General features: G+C 38.1%; 21 protein-coding genes and 1 pseudogene. 6 read left to right on the forward strand and 16 right to left on the reverse strand.

What is annotated here, in order from left to right; translation table 11 throughout:
- Window positions 1–3 precede the first annotated feature (3 nt).
- The 12 genes and pseudogenes from cpdB to DDU33_RS09430 all read right to left on the reverse strand — a co-directional run bounded on the left by cpdB (window position 4) and on the right by DDU33_RS09430 (window position 9,531).
- Window positions 4–1,977, reverse strand: coding sequence for a 2',3'-cyclic-nucleotide 2'-phosphodiesterase (gene cpdB, locus DDU33_RS09375; RefSeq protein ID WP_108924858.1), 1,974 nt, complete (start codon window positions 1,975–1,977; stop codon window positions 4–6).
- A gap of 146 nt (window positions 1,978–2,123) precedes the next feature.
- On the reverse strand, window positions 2,124–2,318 hold the full coding sequence (gene iscX, locus DDU33_RS09380) for a Fe-S cluster assembly protein IscX (RefSeq protein WP_005818965.1): 195 nt from the start codon (window positions 2,316–2,318) through the stop codon (window positions 2,124–2,126).
- Window positions 2,318–2,659 carry an ISC system 2Fe-2S type ferredoxin gene (fdx, locus tag DDU33_RS09385; RefSeq protein ID WP_005818964.1) on the reverse strand — a complete coding sequence of 114 codons (342 nt, stop codon included), beginning with the start codon at window positions 2,657–2,659 and terminating at the stop codon, window positions 2,318–2,320. Before fdx ends, iscX begins: the two co-directional genes overlap by 1 nt.
- A 75-nt stretch (window positions 2,660–2,734) precedes the next feature.
- The gene (gene hscA / locus DDU33_RS09390) at window positions 2,735–4,591 is read right to left on the reverse strand and encodes a Fe-S protein assembly chaperone HscA (protein WP_108924859.1); all 1,857 of its coding nucleotides are present in this window, start codon (window positions 4,589–4,591) and stop codon (window positions 2,735–2,737) included.
- Between the two features lie 148 nt (window positions 4,592–4,739).
- Window positions 4,740–4,865 (reverse strand): annotated as a pseudogene (locus tag DDU33_RS11010) (DUF559 domain-containing protein); the annotation flags it as partial.
- Window positions 4,866–4,880: 15 nt separating this feature from the next.
- Window positions 4,881–5,513 (reverse strand): DUF2625 family protein, encoded by a 633-nt coding sequence (locus DDU33_RS09400; RefSeq protein WP_005821054.1) that lies wholly within the window; start codon window positions 5,511–5,513, stop codon window positions 4,881–4,883.
- A complete protein-coding gene (locus DDU33_RS09405; RefSeq protein ID WP_108924860.1) occupies window positions 5,513–6,328 on the reverse strand; it encodes a glycosyltransferase family 8 protein in 816 nt (271 codons plus the stop codon). Before DDU33_RS09405 ends, DDU33_RS09400 begins: the two co-directional genes overlap by 1 nt.
- 29 nt (window positions 6,329–6,357) lie before the next feature.
- Window positions 6,358–6,879 (reverse strand): Fe-S protein assembly co-chaperone HscB, encoded by a 522-nt coding sequence (hscB, locus tag DDU33_RS09410; RefSeq protein WP_005821058.1) that lies wholly within the window; start codon window positions 6,877–6,879, stop codon window positions 6,358–6,360.
- Window positions 6,880–6,887: 8 nt separating this feature from the next.
- The gene (gene iscA / locus DDU33_RS09415) at window positions 6,888–7,211 is read right to left on the reverse strand and encodes an iron-sulfur cluster assembly protein IscA (protein WP_005821060.1); all 324 of its coding nucleotides are present in this window, start codon (window positions 7,209–7,211) and stop codon (window positions 6,888–6,890) included.
- 128 nt (window positions 7,212–7,339) lie between these two features.
- On the reverse strand, window positions 7,340–7,723 hold the full coding sequence (gene iscU, locus DDU33_RS09420) for a Fe-S cluster assembly scaffold IscU (RefSeq protein ID WP_005821062.1): 384 nt from the start codon (window positions 7,721–7,723) through the stop codon (window positions 7,340–7,342).
- An 83-nt stretch (window positions 7,724–7,806) separates the two neighbouring features.
- The gene (locus DDU33_RS09425) at window positions 7,807–9,027 is read right to left on the reverse strand and encodes an IscS subfamily cysteine desulfurase (RefSeq protein ID WP_108924861.1); all 1,221 of its coding nucleotides are present in this window, start codon (window positions 9,025–9,027) and stop codon (window positions 7,807–7,809) included.
- A 51-nt stretch (window positions 9,028–9,078) separates the two neighbouring features.
- The gene (locus DDU33_RS09430; protein WP_005821066.1) at window positions 9,079–9,531 is read right to left on the reverse strand and encodes an Rrf2 family transcriptional regulator; all 453 of its coding nucleotides are present in this window, start codon (window positions 9,529–9,531) and stop codon (window positions 9,079–9,081) included.
- 357 nt (window positions 9,532–9,888) lie between these two features.
- On the opposite strand from DDU33_RS09430, the gene DDU33_RS09435 reads away from it, so the two are divergent.
- Both DDU33_RS09435 and DDU33_RS09440 read left to right on the forward strand, forming a co-directional pair.
- Window positions 9,889–11,370: an outer membrane protein transport protein gene (locus DDU33_RS09435; protein ID WP_108924862.1), complete on the forward strand. Its 1,482-nt coding sequence runs from the start codon at window positions 9,889–9,891 to the stop codon at window positions 11,368–11,370.
- 70 nt (window positions 11,371–11,440) lie between these two features.
- Window positions 11,441–11,995, forward strand: coding sequence for a methylated-DNA--[protein]-cysteine S-methyltransferase (locus tag DDU33_RS09440; protein WP_108924863.1), 555 nt, complete (start codon window positions 11,441–11,443; stop codon window positions 11,993–11,995).
- A 17-nt stretch (window positions 11,996–12,012) separates the two neighbouring features.
- Here DDU33_RS09440 and DDU33_RS09445 read toward each other — a convergent pair whose 3' ends face one another.
- From DDU33_RS09445 to smrB, 3 genes are all read right to left on the reverse strand, one after another.
- The gene (locus tag DDU33_RS09445) at window positions 12,013–13,857 is read right to left on the reverse strand and encodes an ATP-binding protein (protein WP_108924864.1); all 1,845 of its coding nucleotides are present in this window, start codon (window positions 13,855–13,857) and stop codon (window positions 12,013–12,015) included.
- Window positions 13,858–13,967: 110 nt separating this feature from the next.
- Window positions 13,968–14,837: a DMT family transporter gene (locus tag DDU33_RS09450; protein WP_005821074.1), complete on the reverse strand. Its 870-nt coding sequence runs from the start codon at window positions 14,835–14,837 to the stop codon at window positions 13,968–13,970.
- Window positions 14,838–14,969: 132 nt separating this feature from the next.
- Window positions 14,970–15,509, reverse strand: coding sequence for an endonuclease SmrB (gene smrB / locus DDU33_RS09455; RefSeq protein ID WP_005821076.1), 540 nt, complete (start codon window positions 15,507–15,509; stop codon window positions 14,970–14,972).
- A 100-nt stretch (window positions 15,510–15,609) separates the two neighbouring features.
- Between smrB and prmB the strand changes: the two genes are divergently transcribed.
- Window positions 15,610–16,557 (forward strand): 50S ribosomal protein L3 N(5)-glutamine methyltransferase, encoded by a 948-nt coding sequence (gene prmB, locus DDU33_RS09460; protein WP_005821078.1) that lies wholly within the window; start codon window positions 15,610–15,612, stop codon window positions 16,555–16,557.
- 60 nt (window positions 16,558–16,617) lie between these two features.
- On the opposite strand, the gene greA is transcribed toward prmB, so the two are convergent.
- Complete coding sequence (greA, locus tag DDU33_RS09465) at window positions 16,618–17,094, reverse strand: transcription elongation factor GreA (RefSeq protein ID WP_005821080.1); 477 nt, start codon at window positions 17,092–17,094, stop codon at window positions 16,618–16,620.
- A 121-nt stretch (window positions 17,095–17,215) separates the two neighbouring features.
- Between greA and dacB the strand changes: the two genes are divergently transcribed.
- From dacB to der, 3 genes are all read left to right on the forward strand, one after another.
- On the forward strand, window positions 17,216–18,655 hold the full coding sequence (dacB, locus tag DDU33_RS09470) for a serine-type D-Ala-D-Ala carboxypeptidase (protein WP_108924865.1): 1,440 nt from the start codon (window positions 17,216–17,218) through the stop codon (window positions 18,653–18,655).
- Between the two features lie 135 nt (window positions 18,656–18,790).
- Complete coding sequence (gene hemA / locus DDU33_RS09475) at window positions 18,791–20,098, forward strand: glutamyl-tRNA reductase (RefSeq protein WP_108924866.1); 1,308 nt, start codon at window positions 18,791–18,793, stop codon at window positions 20,096–20,098.
- A gap of 148 nt (window positions 20,099–20,246) precedes the next feature.
- A complete protein-coding gene (der, locus tag DDU33_RS09480) occupies window positions 20,247–21,779 on the forward strand; it encodes a ribosome biogenesis GTPase Der (RefSeq protein WP_108924867.1) in 1,533 nt (510 codons plus the stop codon).
- Window positions 21,780–21,794: the final 15 nt, after the last annotated feature.

The raw sequence follows: 21,794 nt of genomic DNA on the forward strand, positions 1-21,794 counted from the left end.
TCACTACTTCGTCAAATCAATCTGATAAATCGCAAAGCCTGTTTCATCAGTACCAACGAATGACATTGGATATTGCGCTTTTTCTGCAATAAAGGCTTTTGCTTTATCGCTTGGCGAAGTTTCGAAGCGTACATCTAATTTACCTTTAGCGGCAATCGGCGCAATACGCCAGTTTTTGTCTGCTGCAGGGCTAACTTGACCTTTCGCTTTACTTTCAGCGGTAATATAGTTCGCTAAAATTTGGCGATTTTCATCCGGTGCTGCAAAGACGATATGCTCTTCTCCAGTACCAGGGAATTTATTGCTATATGCACGGTAGTTGTTGGTTGCAATCAAAAATTCTGCTTTTGGATCAACCTGTTTGCCGTTATAGGTTAAATTCACAACACGATGGGCTTTTTCATTAATCAGCTTCATTTCGCCATCATAACGGGCTGGTTGAGTCAGATCATATTGATATTGAACTCCATCAATCACGTCAAAGTTATAAGTGCGGAAACCTTCCCAATCTAATAAACTTTGTGGCTGTTCATTCGCTGGGTCGATTTGTTTAAACATACCTGCACTGCACTCTAACCACTCTTTTAACTCTTCGCCTGTGACTTTAACAACGACAAGTGTATTTGGATAGAGATATAAATCCGCTGCGTTACGGAAAGTCAATTCGCCTTTGTTTACTTCAGTATAACCGTTCGGGTCGTTTTTACGACCGCCTGCTTTAAACGGTGCCCCTGCACTTAAAATTGGTAAACCTGCTAGCTGTGGCAATCCTTTCACAATATTTTCCACATAGGCTTTTTGAGCTTGGTTCACAATTTGTACTGTCGGGTCATCTTGAACTAAAGCAAGGTAGCTGTACATATTGTCTGTCGCTTTACCGATTGGTTGTGACACGAATTTACGCGTTGCTTCGTGAACCGGTTGTAATAACGCAGCAACCTCAGGGTGATTTTCTACCGTTGCGGCTTTTTTCTCATTATCATAGATTGGGCGTAATACCGCTTTACCATCAACTACAATCCATTTACCTTTTTGTTTAGCTAGGGTTAAATCCACCACGCTGATATTATTCGCCCAGTAACCTGCCATCGCTTCAGGGATACCCTTCATTGTGCCTTTTTCAATATCGGCATTTGGCGATTTTGCGAACTCTTTATTTGGGAATAAACGGTGTGAGTGACCAAAAATCACCGCATCAATGCCTTTTACATCAGCAAGGTAGAACGCTGAGTTTTCTGCACCTTCTTTATAAGGTTCGTCTGAAGGACCGGTATGAGCTAATGCAATAATAACATCTGCACCGGCTTTTTTCACGATTGGCACGTATTTTTCAGCCGTTTTCACAATATCGCGAGCTTCCACTTTACCTTCTAAATTTGCTTTATCCCACACCATCACTTGTGGTGGAACGAATCCGATATAGCCCACATTTAAAGTATGTTTCACGCCATCTTCATCAACCACTTCTTTTTTCTGAATGAAGTATGGTTGGTAGACGGGTTCGTCAGTACCCGGTTTAACGATGTTCGCATTGATAATTGGGAATTTTGCTTCTTTGATTGCATCATCAAGATATTTTAAACCGTAGTTAAATTCATGGTTACCTAATGTCCCTACATCGTATTTCATTAGGTTTAACGCCTCAATCGCAGGGTTAGATTTCCCTTCTTTATAACCAACCGCTGCTTGATAATCTGCAATCGGATTACCTTGAATTAAGTCGCCATTATCAACAAGAACACTGTTTTTCGCTTCTTTACGTGCTTGTTCAATTAAGGTCGCTGCACGAGTAAAACCGAATTTAGCCGTAGGCGCGTCTTTATAGTAGTCAAAATCCGTTAAAAAACTATGAATATCTGTTGTACCAATAACACGTAGAGCCACTTTACTATCGCCGGCAGCAAATGCAAAACGGTTTGCACTAATCGCTAATACGGTGGTAGCACCGATTTGAAGAAAACGTCTTCTGTTCATCATAATGAGTAATCCTTATAGAAATTAAGAAAGGGGGCGTTATTATAGGGAATATTAGGCTTAAAGGCTGAATATTTTTATTAAATTTGTGAACGTTATCACAAAATAGCAAGAAAAGAGGGAATGAAGTTATCTCCATTCCCTCTTTTTTATTCGTACTCTTCTAACCAAATCGTTAAAATTGCTTCTAAAATTTGTTCATTTGATGCTTCCGGATCATCATCAAAATCTTCCATTTCACAAATCCATTTGTGCATATCAGTAAAACGTACGGTGGTTGGATCTAAATCTGGGTTCATATCATACAGATTTTCTGCGATCATTCTTACATCAGTCCATTTCATTAGTGTGCGGCCTCATTTGCGTGGTTTAAGTTATATTTTGGAATTTCAACAACTAAGTCTTCATCACCAATAACACATTGGCAACTTAAACGACTTTCCATTTCTAAACCCCAAGCTTTATCTAACATATCTTCTTCTTGATCCGAGCTTTCGTTTAATGAATCAAAGCCTTCACGAATAACCACGTGGCAAGTCGTACAAGCACAAGAACCATCACAAGCGTGATGAATTTCAACCCCTGCATTGTGAGCAACTTCTAATAAGTTTTCGCCGGTTTGAGCTTCAACAACCATACCCTCTGGGCAAAATTCTTCATGTGGAAGAAAAACTACTTTTGGCATAATGTCCTCTATATTTTCTGTTTATTTGTAGGGGGCGGGCACATCGCCCCACCCCTACCATTCTTTCTATCGATTTTAATTCATCACTTCATCTACCGTTTTACCCGCTAAGGCTTTTTGGATAGATAAATTCATTCGTCTTGCCGCAAATTCTTGCGTAGCAAGATCTAAATCTTTAATACCTTGTTGAATAGCAAAACGATCCGTTCCTTTTTTCAAATCCAATAACTGCTGAATTTGGGCTTCAATCGCTTTAAATTCTTCAACGCTTAATACTTCTGCCCCATCTTGTTGTAACGCAGAAATCACGGTATCAATCGTACGATCTGCTTCAACTCGTTGTTCAGCAAGCTGACGAGCTTCCATATCTTCTTTGGCATTCGCCATAGATGACTTAATCATTTGTGTGACTTCTTCATCCGTTAAGCCGTAAGAGGGTTTAATTTGAATAGAAGCCTGCACTTTCGTGCTTTTTTCCATTGCCGTAACACTTAATAAACCATCGGCATCCACTTGATATGTCACTCGAATTGTTGCAGCACCCGCCACCATTGGAGGAATACCACGCAATGTAAAACGACCAAGAGAGCGACAATCTTCAACTAATTCACGTTCGCCTTGTAACACGTGCACCGACATTGCGGTTTGCCCATCTTTAGCTGTCGTAAACTCTTGGGCTCGTGCCACAGGGATTGTCGTGTTACGAGGAATGATTTTCTCAACCAATCCCCCCATTGTTTCAATGCCTAATGATAATGGAACCACGTCCAGCAATAGCATATCGCTATCAGGTTTATTTCCTACCAAAATATCGGCTTGGATGGCAGCCCCTAACGCCACCACTTTATCTGGGTCAATAGAGGTTAAAGGTGTTTTCCCGAAAAACTCGCCCACTTGTTCACGCACAAAAGGCACTCTCGTTGAACCGCCAACCATAACAACTTCTCTAATTTCTTCGTTTTCAACGCTGGCATCTTTTAATGCACGGCGGCAAGTCATTAAAGAACGTCTGACAAGCGGTTGAATAAGCTCATTAAATTGCAAGCGGGAGATACGACCTTGCCAATTTGCAAATTTCACATCAATTTCATCCGCTTGCGAAAGTGCAATTTTGGTTTGAGTAGCTAATGTTAATAATTCACGTTGTTCATTTGCTGTTTGTGGTTTATAACCTGCTTGTTCTGAAATCCAGTTTGCCAATAGATGATCAAAATCATCACCACCTAGCGCAGTATCGCCTCCAGTAGCTAACACTTCAAACACGCCTCGACTTAAACGCAAAATTGAAATATCAAAAGTACCGCCACCTAAATCATAAACAGCAATAACACCTTCCTGCCCACTATCTAAACCATAAGCTATTGCCGCTGCTGTTGGTTCGTTTAATAAACGTAAAACATTCAAGCCAGCTAAACGAGCAGCATCTTTTGTACTTTGGCGTTGTGCATCATCAAAATATGCCGGAACTGTAATAACCACGCCTGATAATTCGCCACCTAAACGTTGCTCTGCAAATTGATTTAAGTGACTTAAAATATCAGCAGACACTTCAATCGGGCTTTTATTACCTTGCTTTGTTTGAATAAGAGGTAAGCCGTTATCGGTTGCTGAAAATTGATATGGCAGATCAGGATAACGTGTTTGAACATCACTCAAAGAGCGGCCGATTAAACGTTTTGCTGAAATAATTGTATTCTGAGGATCCGTTGAAGCCTGTGCAAATGCTTCTACCCCAACTGTTTTGCGTTCTGCCCCATAATGCACCACTGACGGTACTAATGCTCGCTCTTTCTCATCAAGTAGTACGGTTGTCGTACCGCTACGAACACTTGCGACTAATGAATTGGTTGTACCAAGATCAATCCCGACCGCCAAACGATGTTGGTGCGGTGCAGCTGTTTGCCCCGGTTCCGCAATTTGAAGTAATGCCATTATTTATTTTTCTCTAGTAAATGATTTCCCTTCTAGAAAAAGGAAATAGTCTTAATGCTAAATAGTTAAATTTTTATAATTTGCAGAAGAGATAACTCTCTCCCCTTGTGGGAGAGAGACAGATTTTTGCTTCGTTCAGAAGCAAAAATCAGAGAGAGGGGTTCTCTACTGCATAAAAAATTGTATCTAATACACTTTCCAATGAAGCATAAACTTCATTATTCCAAAAGCGTAACACCTTAAAACCTTGTAAATTTAAAAATCGTGTTCTTTCCTCATCATATTCTTTTTATGCTACTGAATACCCCATATTTTCAGGAGCGAATTCATTTTGATAATGTCTTTCTACCGGAACAGCAATATGATTTTCGCCACTCAAAATTTGGTGACCTTGCAATTTTTCAACATCTGATTGCCAATTATCCCAACGTAACTCTTGATAGAAAGCATTTAAATCGCCGGCTAATGCCCAGCCTAAAAATTCGGAGTAGCCTAAATTGGTATTCTGCCACGCTTTTTTTAGTGGATGATAATAAAAAACTTTACCCACTTCTGAGCCTAATCCGCCGGCATTAATTGCAAAATAACCACCTACAGCGTCATCTGCAACCAATAGATGGCTTGGTTGTTCGCCAGATTGTTTAAAGGTTTTACCAAAGTTCCAATCAAAAAGCCCTCTTGGCAACTTTTCATTACCCGAACCTAAAATGCGTAACCAACCGTGATCAATTAATACACCACCTGTTTCATACACCATTGCACCAAGTGGCGAACGGGTTGAAAGCTGCATACCAACTAACGCAGCACTAGCATCTTCAGGATAACTCACTAAAATTTCATAATGATTTTTAGCTTGCGTAAACCAATCTCTTAAAATTAGCCATGCGGAGTTTTTATCTAATAATTCTTCTAAACTTTTCACTATTTATCCTTATATCGGGTAATAATATCCAACCAATTTAATTTATAATAAAACCAATAATATTCTCGGAATGGTACACCATCTATTGGCAACCACGGTTTATATTTTGTATTAAAATGCAAGATAAGAGGAATATCATTTTCTTGACGGTGAATATATTGCGTTACTCCATTTCTTCGATAAAGATATTCTGCACCAACTAGATAATTTAAATAAGGATTTAATTCTATCCAATTGTTTTGAAATAAAATATTTAATACTTCTTGATCACCATCTTCAAGTTTTTCATTTAGCCTATCTGTTAGCTCCAGTGCTTTTAATGTAATTTCTTGTTCGCGCCAAAGTTTATTATTAATTAACAAAACACCAGCATTAAAATGTCTTTTCTGATGAAAATTAAAAGCTATATCATCTAATGATGCCGCAACATAATGATCATTAAGTTCTAAATCAAAAAAGATAGAGAGTGAACCATTTACAACCAAATCACAATCTAAATAAAGAACTTTATCATCATTTACAAATGTCGGGATAAAATATCTAAAAAAGGTCGAAGCTGATGAAATATGAGGTAAAGTTTTATATTCTTCAAGCTGATGACAATTTACTTTTGCATCAATAATTTCACAGTTTATTTGGTTTAAATATGTATTTAAATATTCAAACCATTCTTTAGAAAAATCCCGATTTAAAAGAATAATATTTAAATTGGTATTATGATAACAAATAGATTTAATAGTTGTTTCTAATTGCTCTGAGAATTTTATATCTGCAGCCAATATAATTGTTTGTTTATTTATTTCACCATATTTCATATCACTAAGTTTATCAAAAGATAAATCATCTAAAATTTTAACAATTTTTCTTCAACCTTCTCAATCTGAAAAATTAGCTTTTTAAAGTAGCGAAGTTTGTCTGTTAAGGTATTTGCCATCGCCCATTCTGCTTTTTCTAGTGCATTTTCTAACTGCTGTAAAATGTGCTTTTGTTCCGTTTGAATAAACTTTAAAAAAGAGAATAATGCTTCTTCATCTTGTTGATGTTCTATCGCTTCTAATTTTTCGTGCCATTCCATTTGTTGCATTAGAAAATCAATATCTTTCATACTCTTTTCTTCTAAATTTTTTTCTTTGCCAGTATGAATTTTGATGATTTCTTCAGCCCTTAAGATCGGATCTTTTAAGATTTGCAATGCTTGATTAACATCAGCGGATTTCTCAATTGCCAAACGTTGTTCTGCCGCAGAATGATTTGCGAAGTTATCCGGATGGAGCTCTTTTTGCAGATTTAAATAACGTTCAGAAAGTAAGGCTTGATCAAGCTGAAATTGTACGGGTAACCCGAAAAGTTCAAAAGGATTATGCATAATAACCTCTAAACACTAAAACTTTCGCCACAACCGCACTCATTTTTAACATTTGGGTTGGTGTATTTAAAGCCTTCATTTAAGCCTTCTTTGACAAAGTCTAATTGCGTGCCATCAAGATAAGTTAAACTTTTCTCATCGACAATAACTTTTACGCCGTGTTGTTCAAAAACGTGATCATCTTCATTTAAAACATCAACAAATTCAAGTACATAAGCTAATCCTGAGCAACCTGAAGTTTTCACACCTAAACGCAATCCGATACCTTTACCTCGATTTTCAAGGAAGGTTTTTACACGATTTGCGGCAGCTTCTGTAAGGGTAATTGCCATTATTTCTCCTTAATATAATCAATTCCAAAAGCATTGAAATGCTTTCAATCATTTTGGAAATGGCTATAAAAAATTGTAAGCGGTCGGATTTCGCAAATTTTTTGCAAAATACAACCGCTTATTCAATACTATTTACCGTTTTTTTCTTTGTAATCTGCAATTGCTGCTTTAATTGCATCTTCCGCTAAAATTGAACAGTGAACTTTTACCGGCGGTAATTCTAACTCTTCAGCAATATCGCTATTTTTAATCGCACCGGCTTCTTCTAAAGATTTACCTTTTACCCATTCAGTAATTAAAGAACTTGAAGCGATTGCAGAGCCACAACCATATGCTTTAAAGCGTGCATCTTCAATAATCCCCTGATCGTTCACTTTAATTTGTAAACGTAAAATATCACCACACGCAGGTGCGCCAACCATACCTGTACCAATATCTGCTGCTTCTTTATCGAATGTTCCTACATTACGTGGATTTTCGTAATGATCGATTACTTTTTCGCTGTATGCCATTTTTGTATTCCTCTATCTTTCTGCTTTCACAGAATTTCGTAGGGGTGGGGTTACCCCACCCTATTTATAATATCAATGAAAAATTAGTGATGGTTCCACTCAATTTTTGATAAATCTACACCATCTTTGAACATTTCCCATAATGGAGAAAGATCACGTAATTTCACAATGGCTTTACGTACGATTTCAATGGTGTAATCAATTTCTTCTTCAGTTGTCCAACGTCCTAATGAGAAACGAATTGAACTATGCGCTAATTCATCATCACGACCAATCGCACGTAATACGTAAGATGGCTCTAAACTTGCTGATGTACACGCAGAACCTGATGATACGGCAATATCACGTAATGCCATCATTAACGATTCGCCTTCTACGAAGTTGAAGCTGATGTTTAAATTGCTATCAACACGTTTGCCTTCTTCCATAGAACCGTTTACATAAACTTCTTCAATATCTTTAAAGCCGTTATATAAACGATCACGAAGTGCTTTAATGCGAGGCATTTCAGTTGCCATTTCTTCTTTTGCGATACGATACGCTTCGCCCATACCTACAATTTGGTGTACAGGTAATGTGCCTGAACGCATACCACGCTCGTGTCCACCACCGTGAATAATCGCTTCGATACGAACACGAGGCTTACGGCATACATATAAACCGCCGATACCTTTTGGTCCGTAAAGTTTATGGCTAGAGAATGACATTAAATCCACTTTTAACTCTTGCACATTAACTGGAATTTTACCGACAGATTGGGTTGCATCAACGTGGAAAATAATTTTTTTCGTACGGCACATTTCGCCAATAGCTTTGATGTCTTGAATAACACCGATTTCATTGTTTACGTGCATGACTGAAATTAAAATTGTATCCGGGCGAATTGCTGCTTCTAATTTCGCTAAATCCAATAAACCGTCTGTTTCAGGTTCTAAATAAGTTACCTCAAAACCTTCACGCTCTAATTGACGGCAAGTATCTAATACCGCTTTATGCTCTGTTTTTACGGTAATAATGTGCTTACCTTTCGTTTGGTAGAAGTGCGCAGCGCCTTTGATTGCTAAGTTATCAGACTCTGTTGCTCCTGATGTGAAGACGATTTCACGGCTGTCTGCACCGATTAAATCAGCAATATGGTTACGAGCAACATCAACAGCTTCTTCCGCTTCCCAGCCAAATTTATGTGAACGAGATGCAGGGTTACCAAAGATACCGTCTTTGGTCATATATTCCATCATTTTTTTTGCAACACGTTCGTCCATTGGCGTTGTTGCTGCATAATCTAAATAAATAGGTAATTTCATTATTACTCCTAAATTTACGACAAGCGGTCGTTTTTTATCGAAATTTGCAATTTAGTGTTTGTGAGGATGTTCATGACAATGTGATTTCTCACAATCGTGATCCGAATTCTCTTTAACTAAATCTTCTAGTGAAACGGTATTTAGAAAAACACCAATTTGTTCCTCTAAACGTTCCCACAATGTATGAGTTAAACATGTTGAATCTTTACGGCAATTACCGCTGCCTTTGCATTTGGTCACATCAACACTCTCATTCACAGCCGCAATAATCATACCCACCGAAATTTCTTTCGGCGATTTTTCTAATTTATATCCCCCGCCAGGGCCTCGAACACTATGAACGATACCATCGCGGCGTAATTGTGCAAAAAGCTGTTCTAAATAAGATAATGAAATGGCTTGACGATCTGCAATATCTGCAAGGCTAACCGGTTCTTCTTTGCCATGAATAGCAATATCTAAAATTGCCGTTACTGCATAACGTCCTCTTGACGTTAATCTCATAAATTTGCCCTCATTTAAATGGCGTTCAAGAAAGACTTGAAAACGATATTGATTTTGATTGACTTGACTATTTTAGTCAAGTATTTTGGTTTGGTTTAAACTTATTGATTTGAAAGGTTTTACAAATGAGAGTAAAACAAAAAACATAATTTCCTATTATAGATGTTTTTCACTTGAGTTTAAACTGAAAAACAGAAGAACAAATTATCTATTTCAAAAATTAAACAAAGTTCACTCCAACTGGTCGGAACAGCCTGATTTCCCCCTTCAAAAGATTGCAATCTCTGCTTTCGCTCCGTAAAATCCCCGAGAATTTTTATCAATCCCTTTAAAATATCAATAACAAAGGATCTACAAATGTCTAAATTTTCTAAAACATTACTTGCAACAACGATTACTTTCGTTGCTGGTGGTGTAAATGCGGCAGCATTCCAATTAGCTGAAGTTTCAACCTCTGGTTTAGGTATGGCATATGCTGGTAATGCAGCCGTTGCGGATAACGCTTCTGTGGTTGCAACAAACCCAGCACTGATGACTAAATTTAAACGTGCTGAACTTTCTGCTGGTGGTGTATTAATTGATACAGATCTTCATGTAAAAGGCACAACGGCTTTAGGAAATAGCGCAAATCAAAATAACATCGTACCGACATCATTAATCCCAAATGCTTATTTCGTTACACCAATCACGGATAAATTTGCATTAGGTGTAGGCTATAACGTAAATTATGGTCTTAAATCTGAGTATTCAAATGATTTTAACGCTGGCACGATGGGCGGAAAAACAGAGCTTGCTGCACACAACTTTAATTTAAGTGGTGCTTATGATCTTGGCTATGGTTTTAGCTTTGGTGCGGGTGTTAATGCCATTTACTCAAAAGCAGAAGTTCGCCGTACATTGGGTGATCAAGTAAATAATCCAGCTGTTCAAGCAGGTGTTGCTCGTGCAAATGCTGGTGCGATGCTTTTAGAGCGCCTTCCAAATCAATCAATGACACTCACACAATTAGTTGCAGCAATCCCAGCTAGTCCTGCATTACAAGCTATTGCAGCACAAAATCCAACTGCTGTTGCAGCATTGCAAGGATTGGCAACTCGCTCACCTAATGCAACAGTAGGACAAACAGCAAGCCTATTACGAGCTACTGCAAATACACTTTCAAATAAAGAAACCGAAGTTTCTCGTATCAAAGGCGATGAGTGGTCTTTCGGTTGGAATGCAGGTTTAACATATGAACTTAACGAAAATCATCGTTGGGGCTTAGCATACCATTCAGCCATTGACGTGAAATTTAAAGGGAAATATCGCAATGCCCTTGTTAATGATCTTGGTTCAATCATTGCCACAAACGGTGTAGAAAAAGATGGTAAATTAACGCTAAATCTGCCGGCTTACTGGGAATTATCAGGTTATCATAAGCTAACCGATCGTTTTGCTGTGCAATATAGCTGGAAACGTACCGAATGGTCTCGTTTAAAACAACTTGATGCTTACAGTTTAGATGATCAATATCATTACTTCCATAAAGCAGAGAACTTCCGTGATTCTAACCGCTATGCATTAGGAGTATCTTATGATGCAACAGAAGATTTAACGCTTCGTGCAGGTATGGCATATGACCGCAGTGCGAGTGTAAGAAGTCCATCAATTTCGATCCCAGATACTAACCGTGTATGGTATTCAGCAGGAGCGACCTACCGCTTTACTCCTGATCTTTCCGTTGATGGTGGCTTCTCATTCTTACGAGGTACAAGCTTTAGCTTCAACGAAGATGGCGCAGCATTTAAAACAAAAGCTCGTGGTTATCTCTATGGTTTAAATCTTAATTATAAATTCTAACCATAATGCGTGAATAAAATTTAAAAGGCGTGTAAACTTAGCTTACACGCCTTTTGATTTTAATGAATGTATGAAACCAACAATTTATTACCATTATTACCAAAGCCCAGTCGGGCGCTTATTATTACTTGCTCAAGAGTGTGGACTTATCTATATTGAATTTGAACAAGAACAACAAACCACAGATATCTCATCTTTTACCAAAGCGACACCGACAAGCGGTCAAGTTTATAAAATTTTTTGCAAAACAATCGAAATTTTAGACCGCTATTTTGCAGCCGAGCCTATAGATTTTTCTCAATTAGATTTTCTCGCTCCTCAAGGTACCGAATTTCAACAAGCGGTTTGGCATATTCTTCGAACCATTTCTTACGGAAAAACAACGAGCTATGGCGAAATTGCCCATCAGCTCGGTAAACCAAATGCCATGCGTGCCGTTGGGGGTGCCGTTGGGCGTAACCCTATTTCCATTTTGATACCTTGCCATCGTGTTTTGGGTAAAAATAGTGCTTTAACGGGCTTTGGTGGAGGATTACCAAACAAAAGATATTTACTTCAATTAGAAGGCATCCCATATCAAGATAAAGGGATTGAGTTTGTAACCCCAAAAACAAAAAAATGGTAAAACAGTAAGTGGGCGGATTATTCCGCCCATATTTTTTGTAGTCCCTCTAAATCAGATTGCCAAAGTTCGACCATTTGTTCTACCCAAAAGGCGATATGTTCTGTCCATTCTGTTCCATTATCTGTTTGCGCGAGTTGTGCTATCTCTTGCAAGCGTTTTAACCCAACCGAAGCAAAAGCACCTTTCATTTTGTGAGCTTGAGTCGCTAAAATTTGTCTGTATTCAGGCGAATCATCTATTTTCCATTGCTGAAAAGCGTGCTGTAATTCAGCAATATATTCTGGCATTAGCTTTTCAAATAAAGCGAGGTTTGCCTGAACGCCTGATTTTCCCAGTACATTTACCAATTCATCTAACATTGGCTTATTATAAATTTTTTCATCAAGTTGAATGATCCCTTCAAGCGGTTGTTTTTCTGATTTATTTAACAAAAATACTTCGCCAAAATGTTCATTTAAACAATTAGCCAAGGCTTCTAATGAAAGCGGTTTACGCAACACATCATCCATTCCTTGAGATTGGTATTCTGATTTGGTTTGCATTATATTTGCCGTTAAAGCCACCATTAAAGGTAAATAATCAATTTCTTCATTTTCGTAGCGGCGGCGAAGCTCTTGGGCAATTAATGTGCCAGTTGTATCGGGTAATTGAATATCCAATAAAATGAGATCGTAGCTATGTTGCTCAAATTGGCGATAGGCTTCTGCCCCACTCATCGCCACATCTATTTCACAACCAAATTTTTCTAGCATAGCTTTCGCGACAATAACATTGACTTCAACATCCTCCACAAGCAATACCTTAAGCCCTAAATTTTGGACTTGAATATCTTGTTCTGCGTGAGTCGCTTCAGCTTGAATAGTTAGTGTAAACGTGGCGCCCTGTCCTAATTGGCTCTCTACAGTTAAATCGCCCCCCATCAACTGAGCAATATGTTTTGATACGGCTAAACCTATACCGCTTCCTTGAGCCTTATTACCATCAGAACGTTCTGATTGATAAAACATATTAAAAATTTTATCTTGCTCTTCTTTAGCAATACCAATACCAGAATCAATTACAATAAATTGAAAACAAGAAGGCGATAGTTGATTAATTTTTAAAGTAACATCCCCTTTTTCTGGGGTAAATTTAACCGCATTACTTAATAAATTCCAAATGACTTGGCTCAAACGAGCATTATCTACATTGATATAATGTGGAAGTTGTTTGGCATATTCTAAGTGAAATTTAATCTCTTTTTTGCCTGCCATTAAATTGGCAAAATGATTGATATCATTGATTAGCTGAATAAACTCAACAGGTTTATTAAATAACTCAATTCTTTTGCTATCAATTTTTTCTAAATCAATAATATCGCTAAAAATATGACCTAAAGATACGGCACTGATATTAATTGTTTTTAAGTATTCACGTTGCTTGGGGGCAAGTTCGCCCTCTAATAAAATACGGCTTAACCCGATAATCCCATTTAACGGCGTACGCAATTCATGGCTAATTGTTGCCATTAACTTGGTTTTATCTTGGCTATTCTTTTCCAAACGTTTATTTAAAATAAAATCTTGTTCTCGAAGAGTACCTAATTCATAAATACTCTGTTCAAGTTTTACTCTTGATTTTTCGAGCTTTTCTACAATCACATTAAAGAAATAGATTACAAAAGGAGCAGAAATAAGCCCAAATAAAACAGAGCGTAAAATATCATGGACGAGAACTCTGCCTAAAAATAAATAATCTAAAAAAATTTGGACAATAATTGCAAATATACATAACACAACAAAGCCCAGAATTGCCGATTTTGTTTTTCCTAATTTAATGACCCAGTTTACATAATTTTCGGTACATTTTTTAAAGAGATTCATCTGCATAGATAGAAGAAGTTTAAAGGTAGGTAAATAAAATTATAAAGATTTCTGATGATTCCTCAAGCCGTAAAAAGCCCAAGTCGAAACTTGGGCTGAAATAAAAAGCATTAAGCGAAAAGTTTTTCTGCATAGAGTAACACAATGGCAATAAGACCTAATAAAATCCCCACACCATTGAGTTTACTGATTTTTTCTTTAAAGACTAACGCTCCTGTTAAAGCCCCTAAACAAATTACCCCTAAGTCCATACCGGCAAAAACAATCGTTGGGCTATCACTAAAATGCTGATGAGCTTTGATATAAAAGAGAATATTAAAGAAGTTTAATACACCTAATAAAATACCGCCAAAGAAACTCGGTACAGTCCATTGAGTACGTTTAATCATCAAATAACTAAACATAATCGCACAAGCTAACACAAAAGAAATAAAGAGCGTTGTTGGGAAAGCGCCCCCCATTTTAGCAATCTGTTTAAACAAAATACCTGTTGTACCATACCCCAACCAAACAAGTGCTAAGAAAAGCATACCCTTTCCTGCATTACCCATTTCGTTAGTTGGCTTAGAAAGCAAACAGAAAAGTGCAAGAAATGCCACGATTACGCCAACAATACGTAAATCACTTAAGGTTTCGTTAAATAAAAAGACGGCAGCAATAATTTGTAGGAATAACGCTAATCGCTGTGCCGCGTCTGCCCTAACGATCCCGGCATACTCCACCGCTCTCGACATAAAAATAAAGACGGTTGGCAATAAAATCCCCATTGCCAGAAAAATAGGCTGTGCCTCGCTTTGAATAAAAAAGTCTGTAAAACCTAGCCCTTTAAAATCGGGTTTAAGTAAGAAATAACATAATCCAATTGCTGTAATATAATTAAATGCAATCGCCTGTTCGATCACAATATTTTTAGCCCGTGCAACTTTAAGTAAGACCGAGACCGATACGCTACATAAAATCGCAAGAATAAGAAATGTCATGCTTGAAAATCTCCTTTTTTGAAATGAAATAAAATGGCGTGTATTTTAACGATTTTTACCGAATAGAATAGAGCTCAAGCGGTCGGATCTCTGCAAAATTCTGCAAAAAAACGACCGCTTGAAAAATGGTTTTTATCTTTCAAATAATCTTCTTTCCAAACTTTCTGGTTGCTCTACCAAAATAAGAATAGAAGCATCACCGCCCCATTCTCTCGGAGCTTGATGAAGGGCGATGACTTTAGGGTGCTGAACTAACCAGCGAGGAATTTGATCTTTTAATGTTCGAGTCCCAAATCCCGTCATAATACTTGCGCAATACACTCGCTCTCTTTCACAGGCTAAAATTAAAGCTGCCAATTCCCGTTTGGCTTGCTCACGCGTTAAACCATGTAAGTCTAAAAAAAGTTCGGGTTGGAAATCGCCACGTCGTAATTGTTTTAAAATATAGGGGTCAATATCTTCACGCAGATACTTAATTTTTTCATTTTCTTCTTTTAACAACGGCTCGTATTCGTCTGAAAAGAAAAATTCTGTATCCTTTTGTTCCTGCATTTCTCGTAATTCACTTACCTTTTTACGTGGTGCCGTTTTAGGAATAAAAGTATCTTGCTTTATTTTCTTTGTGCCTTTAATTGCTTCATGAAACAAGGCTAAATCATCATTTTCTAACATTCTGCTCTCCTTAGATTTCGTTATTTTAACATAATAAAAAGGGTTGATACATCACAGCCAAAAAGCGATAATGCGGCAAATTTTAGTGAAAGGAATACTTATGTATCAACATAATTTAGAACTCCTTGGGGAAATTTCAGCCTCAAGTGCTTTAAGCGATTTAAAAACCATTCAAGATATGATGCGTTGGGCATATAGCTATTTTAATGCTTCTGATCTTTATTACGGCCATGGCTACGACAATGCTTGGGATGAAGCGCAGCAACTTGTTCTCAATGCGTTATATCTACCTGCTGATGTGCCTGAAGTAATGTATCAATCTCGCCTAACTGATGTAGAAAAAACACGTGTTTTTCATTTTATTCAAGAGCGCTTAGGTTCTCGTAAGCCGGTTGCTTATTTAACGAATTCCTCTTGGTTCTGCGGTTTGGAATTCTATGTTGATGAGCGTGTTATTGTTCCTCGCTCTCCAATTGGTGAACTGATTAGCCATCAGTTTAACGGGCTTATTCCAACATCGCCTAAACGTATTTTAGATATGTGTACAGGGAGTGGCTGCATTGCTATCGCTTGTGCCGTTGCGTTTCCTGAAGCAGAGGTTGATGCCGTAGATTTATCTTTAGATGCATTAGATGTGGCGCAAATCAACATCGAACGTCATCAACTTTCTCATCGTGTATTCCCGATTAGCTCGGATCTGTTTAACGATATTCCTCAAGATAAATATGATTTAATTGTGACGAATCCGCCTTATGTCGATCAGGAAGATTTAGATGATATGCCAGAAGAATTCCACTTTGAGCCGGAATTAGCATTAGGTTCTGGTGAAGATGGCTTAAATATCACGAAACGTATTTTAGCCCAAGCGGCAGATTATTTATCCGATAATGGCGTCTTAGTTTGTGAAGTGGGTAATAGTATGGTTCACTTAATGGAACAATACCCGTCTGTACCATTCAATTGGATTGAATTCCAAAATGGCGGCTTAGGTGTATTCAGTTTAACCAAAGCCCAATTGCTTCAATATCGAGATCTATTTATGGCATAAAAGTACAAGCGGTAAAATTTTCTTTAAATTTTACCGCTTGTTTTCTATTTTCGTTACGTCTTAGAGATATTCAACATCCACAATATCAAATTCAACTTTACCGCCTGGTGTCGTAATTGATACCGAGTCGTCTACTTCTTTTCCGACCAAACCGCGAGCAATCGGGGAATTCACTGAAATAAGCCCTTCTTTGATGTTCGCCTCATCATCACCAACAATACGGTAAGTCACTTCTTCATCTGTATCCACGTTTACTAAGCTCACCGTTGCACCAAAAATCACTTTACCGTTATTTTGCATTTTTGTGACATCGATAATTTGTGCATTGGCTAATTTACCTTCGATCTCTTGAATACGCCCTTCACAGAAACCTTGTTGTTCACGTGCGGCATGATATTCTGCATTTTCTTTTAAATCGCCGTGTTCACGCGCTTCTGCAATAGCATCAATGATTTGTGGTCGGCGCACATTTTTTAAAAAATCTAATTCTTCACGTAGTAATTCTGCACCACGCACTGTCATTGGGATTTGTTTCATTAGTTATCCTCTAAAATACTTTACCAAATTCATGGTTTACAAATTTGTCGTTTACGAACAGAAATGAAAGGGCTATTATTCAATTTCTAATAAAAAATATCAATAGATTAAATACATAACTATGTTCTTTAAATTCTCACGTTTTCTAAAAAACGGCATTCTTCTCGGTTTATGTTATAGCACTTATAGCGTTGCTGAAATCAATACAACTCAGTTGCTTAGCTATCTACCATCTGGTACTTCAGCAACCTTTATCGCTAAAAACCTCGACACGAATCAGATTATTACCCAACATCAAAGTGATATTTTTATGTTGCCTGCCAGTACGCAAAAAGTCTTTACCGCTTTAGCCGCAAAACTTGCTCTACCGCAGGATTTTCGTTTCCAAACTGCTTTACTGACCAATGGAAAAGTTGAAAATAATGTCTTAAAAGGCGATTTAATTGTGAAATTTACAGGCGATCCCGATTTAACAAGCGGTCAGTTTTACCAACTTTTTAGCGAATTAAAGAAACAAGGTATTCAAAAAATTGAGGGGAATTTGATTTTAGATACTTCGGTTTTTGCTAGCCATGATAAAGCCTCAGGTTGGATTTGGAACGATTTAACCATGTGCTTTAATGCTCCGCCTGCAGCAATCAATATCGATCATAATTGCTTTTATGTCAATTTAAATGCAGATCAACCTGTTGGCGATTATGCCAAAGTAGATGTGCCTTCCGCTTATCCTGTTCAGGTTTTTAGCTCAGCATATATTGTCAGCAAAGAAGATTCCCCTTATTGCCAACTTGATGTGGTAGCACATGATAATAACCGCTATCAAGTAAAAGGTTGTATGGCGCGTCAGCCCACGCCATTTGGTTTAAGTTTTTCGGTTCAAGATCCGACAAGTTATGGTGCAAGCATCAGTTTAGCCAATCTCAAAAAATTGGCAATAACCTTTGATGGGCAGGTAAAAGAAGCCCCTAATCCGCAAAAAGGCACTCTGCTCGCAGAACATTTTTCAAAACCCCTCCCCGATTTACTCAAAAAAATGATGAAAAAATCGGATAACCAAATTGCCGATGCCCTTTTTAGAACGGTCGCTTATCATCAGCAAAACCGCCCTGCTTCATTCCAATTGGCAAGCCATGTTGTTCGTCATTTATTAAACACAAAAGCGAATATGACCTTCAATAACAGCATTATTGCAGATGGTTCGGGGCTTTCTCGACATAATCAGGTTAGCGCAGAAACCATGCTTCAAGCTCTTGAATATATTGCCAAAAATGAAGACAGCTTACAGTTGTTAGAAGCCTTCCCGATTGCCGGTGTTGATGGCACCATTTCTGGCAGAGGCTCTATGATCAACGAACCGTTAGTCAAAAATATCATTGCCAAAACGGGATCTTTAAAAGGCGTTTATAATCTTGCCGGTTTTATGAGAAATGCGAAAGGCGAAAGAATTGCCTTCGTTCAATTCATTAACGGCTATTCTACGGGCGATTTAGAGAGTAAAACCAAACGAGCGCCGTTGGTTAATTTTGAACACAATCTTTTTATGGCTCTTTACCAAGAATAATTACCTCTAAGGAGGTAATCTCATTGTGATAAATCAAATCAATCTCTACAATTATTTGCAGCCTTATAATCGATTCGCTAGAATGCGGTAGATTTTATTTTTGATTACTGTATCTGTTTAATTTGTGAGACTTGAATGACCATTCTAGCTTTAGGCATTAACCATAAAACCGCATCTGTTGGATTAAGAGGAAAAGTTGCATTTGACGATCAAAAACGTCAGCTTGCTCTTAGCCAAATTCAGCAACAAGATTTAGCGGAAAGCGTGGTCATTCTCTCTACCTGTAACCGAACAGAACTTTACTTTCATCAACCTAATATCACACCTCGAGAAGAAGAGGCAGATAACCTTGAATGGCGAGAAAAATGTTTTAATTGGTTTGCAAATATTCATCAGCTTGATCACGATGAATTACGTGAATGTATTTATTTTAAACAAAATATGGAAGCCGCTCGCCATCTTATGAAAGTAGCTTGTGGGTTAGACTCACTTATTTTGGGTGAACCGCAAATTTTAGGGCAGGTAAAACAAGCTTATCACGATAGCGAGCATTTTTATCAAAAACAACATATCGGTATTTCCAGCAAGCTTTCTCGATTATTTCAACGTACCTTTTCTACCGCTAAACGCGTTCGTTCTGAAACGGAAATAGGCTCGAGTGCGGTCTCGGTTGCTTATGCAGCTTGTGGTCTTGCCCGCCAAATTTTTGATGACTTCGGTAAACTTCGTTTTCTCTTAGTCGGCGCAGGCGAAACCATTGAATTGGTGGCACGTTATCTAATTCAGCATGGCGCAAAAAATATCATGATTGCGAACCGAACGCATATCCGAGCGGAAATGTTAGCCGAAAAGCTTAATGTTCCAATGCAAATTCTTTCTCTCAGTGCATTACAAGTCGGGCTAAATCAAGCAGATGTTGTGATTAGCTCTACGGGTAGTCCTGATACATTGATTAGTAAAGAGATGGTAAGAGAAGCTCAAAAACAACGACAATTTGATCCAATGCTATTAGTTGATATTGCCGTACCTCGAGATATTGATGAAAATGCCGGCGATATTGATGGCGTTTATTCTTATAGCGTTGATGATCTGCAAAACATTATCCAACGCAATCTTGCCCAACGCCAACAAGCAGCGGAACAAGCGGAAATGATTGTGGATGAAGAATGTAAGGCTTTCTTTGAATGGTTAAAACAACAGCAATCCAGTGATTTAATCAAACGCTACCGCCAAGATGCAGAAGCGATCCGCCAAGAATTACTCACAAAAGCAATGCAAGCTATCCATAGTGGGCAAGATAGTGAAAAAATATTAAATGAATTAAGTTATAAACTCACTAACAGTTTATTACATATTCCGACTCAAGCGCTTCAATCTATGGCAAAAGAAGGCAACTCTAAAGGCTTACAAAGTTTTTCTCAAGCACTTAAAGCAGAACAATAAATATCTCAAGCGGTCGATTTCTGGTAAATTTTTACAGAAAATCGACCGCTTTTCCGATCATATTTCCGATCTTATCTTGATTTAGTATATAATATATCAATTTTGCAATACGCAAGAACCCTATTGATAAGAAAGGAATAATATACCTATGACTCCAGTTGTTGCCCTTGTCGGCAGACCTAATGTTGGTAAATCAACACTCTTTAATCGCTTAACTCGCACGCGAGATGCTCTCGTGGCAGATTTCCCCGGCTTAACCCGAGACCGAAAATATGGCCATGCGAACATTGGCGGCTATGATTTCATTGTTATTGATACCGGCGGTATTGATGGCTCTGAAGAAGGTGTCGAAGAAAAAATGGCTGAACAATCGTTATTAGCGATTGAAGAAGCGGACGTTGTACTCTTTTTAGTGGATGCACGTGCAGGGTTAGTACCTGCTGATGTGGGGATCGCTCAATACCTTCGCCAACGTGAAAAAACCACAGTCGTGGTAGCAAATAAAACCGACGGTATTGATGCAGATTCGCATTGCGCCGAGTTTTACCAATTAGGTTTAGGCGAAGTTGAGCAAATTGCGGCGGCACAAGGTCGTGGTGTCACACAACTTATCGAGCAAGTTTTAGCACCTCTAGCCGAAGAACTCGGTGGTTCACAAGCGGTTGAAAATGAAGAAGAATTTGCAGATCACGAAGAAAATGAAACAGCTCAGGATGAGTGGGATCGTGATTTTGATTTCGAAAATGAAGAAGATGCAGCATTATTAGACGAGGCATTAGAAGAAGAAAATGCTGCTGTTGAAGATAAAAATATCAAAATTGCCATTGTGGGGCGTCCTAACGTTGGAAAATCAACGCTAACCAACCGTATTTTAGGCGAAGAGCGTGTTGTTGTTTACGATATGCCTGGCACAACCCGTGATTCTATCTATATTCCAATGGAACGAGATGGGCAGCACTATACAATCATTGATACTGCCGGTGTGCGTAAACGTGGTAAAGTAAATCTTGCCGTAGAAAAATTCTCGGTAATCAAAACCTTACAAGCGATTCAAGATGCCAATGTAGTGCTATTAACCATTGATGCTCGTGAAGGGATTTCAGATCAAGACCTTTCATTGTTAGGCTTTATTCTCAATGCTGGACGTTCACTGGTTATTGTGGTTAATAAATGGGATGGTTTATCACAAGATATTAAAGATCAAGTGAAATCAGAGTTAGATCGTCGTTTAGATTTTATTGATTTTGCTCGTGTGCATTTTATTTCAGCTTTGCATGGCTCAGGTGTTGGTAATTTATTTGAGTCGGTAAAAGAAGCCTATGCTTGTGCGACACAAAAAACATCAACCTCTATGCTTACCCGTATTTTACGTATGGCAGCGGATGAACACCAACCGCCTCTCGTCAATGGGCGTAGAGTGAAATTAAAATATGCTCACCCGGGTGGTTATAACCCACCGATTATTGTGATTCACGGTAATCAAGTTGATAAATTAGCGGACTCTTACAAACGCTATTTATCTAATTATTATCGTAAGAGTTTAAAAATTATTGGCTCGCCAATTCGTATTCAATTCCAAGAAGGTAACAACCCTTTTGCTGGTAAGCGGAATAAATTGACACCAAGCCAATTACGTAAACGTAAACGCTTAATGAAATTTATTAAGAAAAATAAAAGATAAATTTGTCCCTTTCTC

It is taken from the genome of Actinobacillus porcitonsillarum (assembly GCF_003101015.1).
Lineage (GTDB): Bacteria > Pseudomonadota > Gammaproteobacteria > Enterobacterales > Pasteurellaceae > Haemophilus_A > Haemophilus_A porcitonsillarum.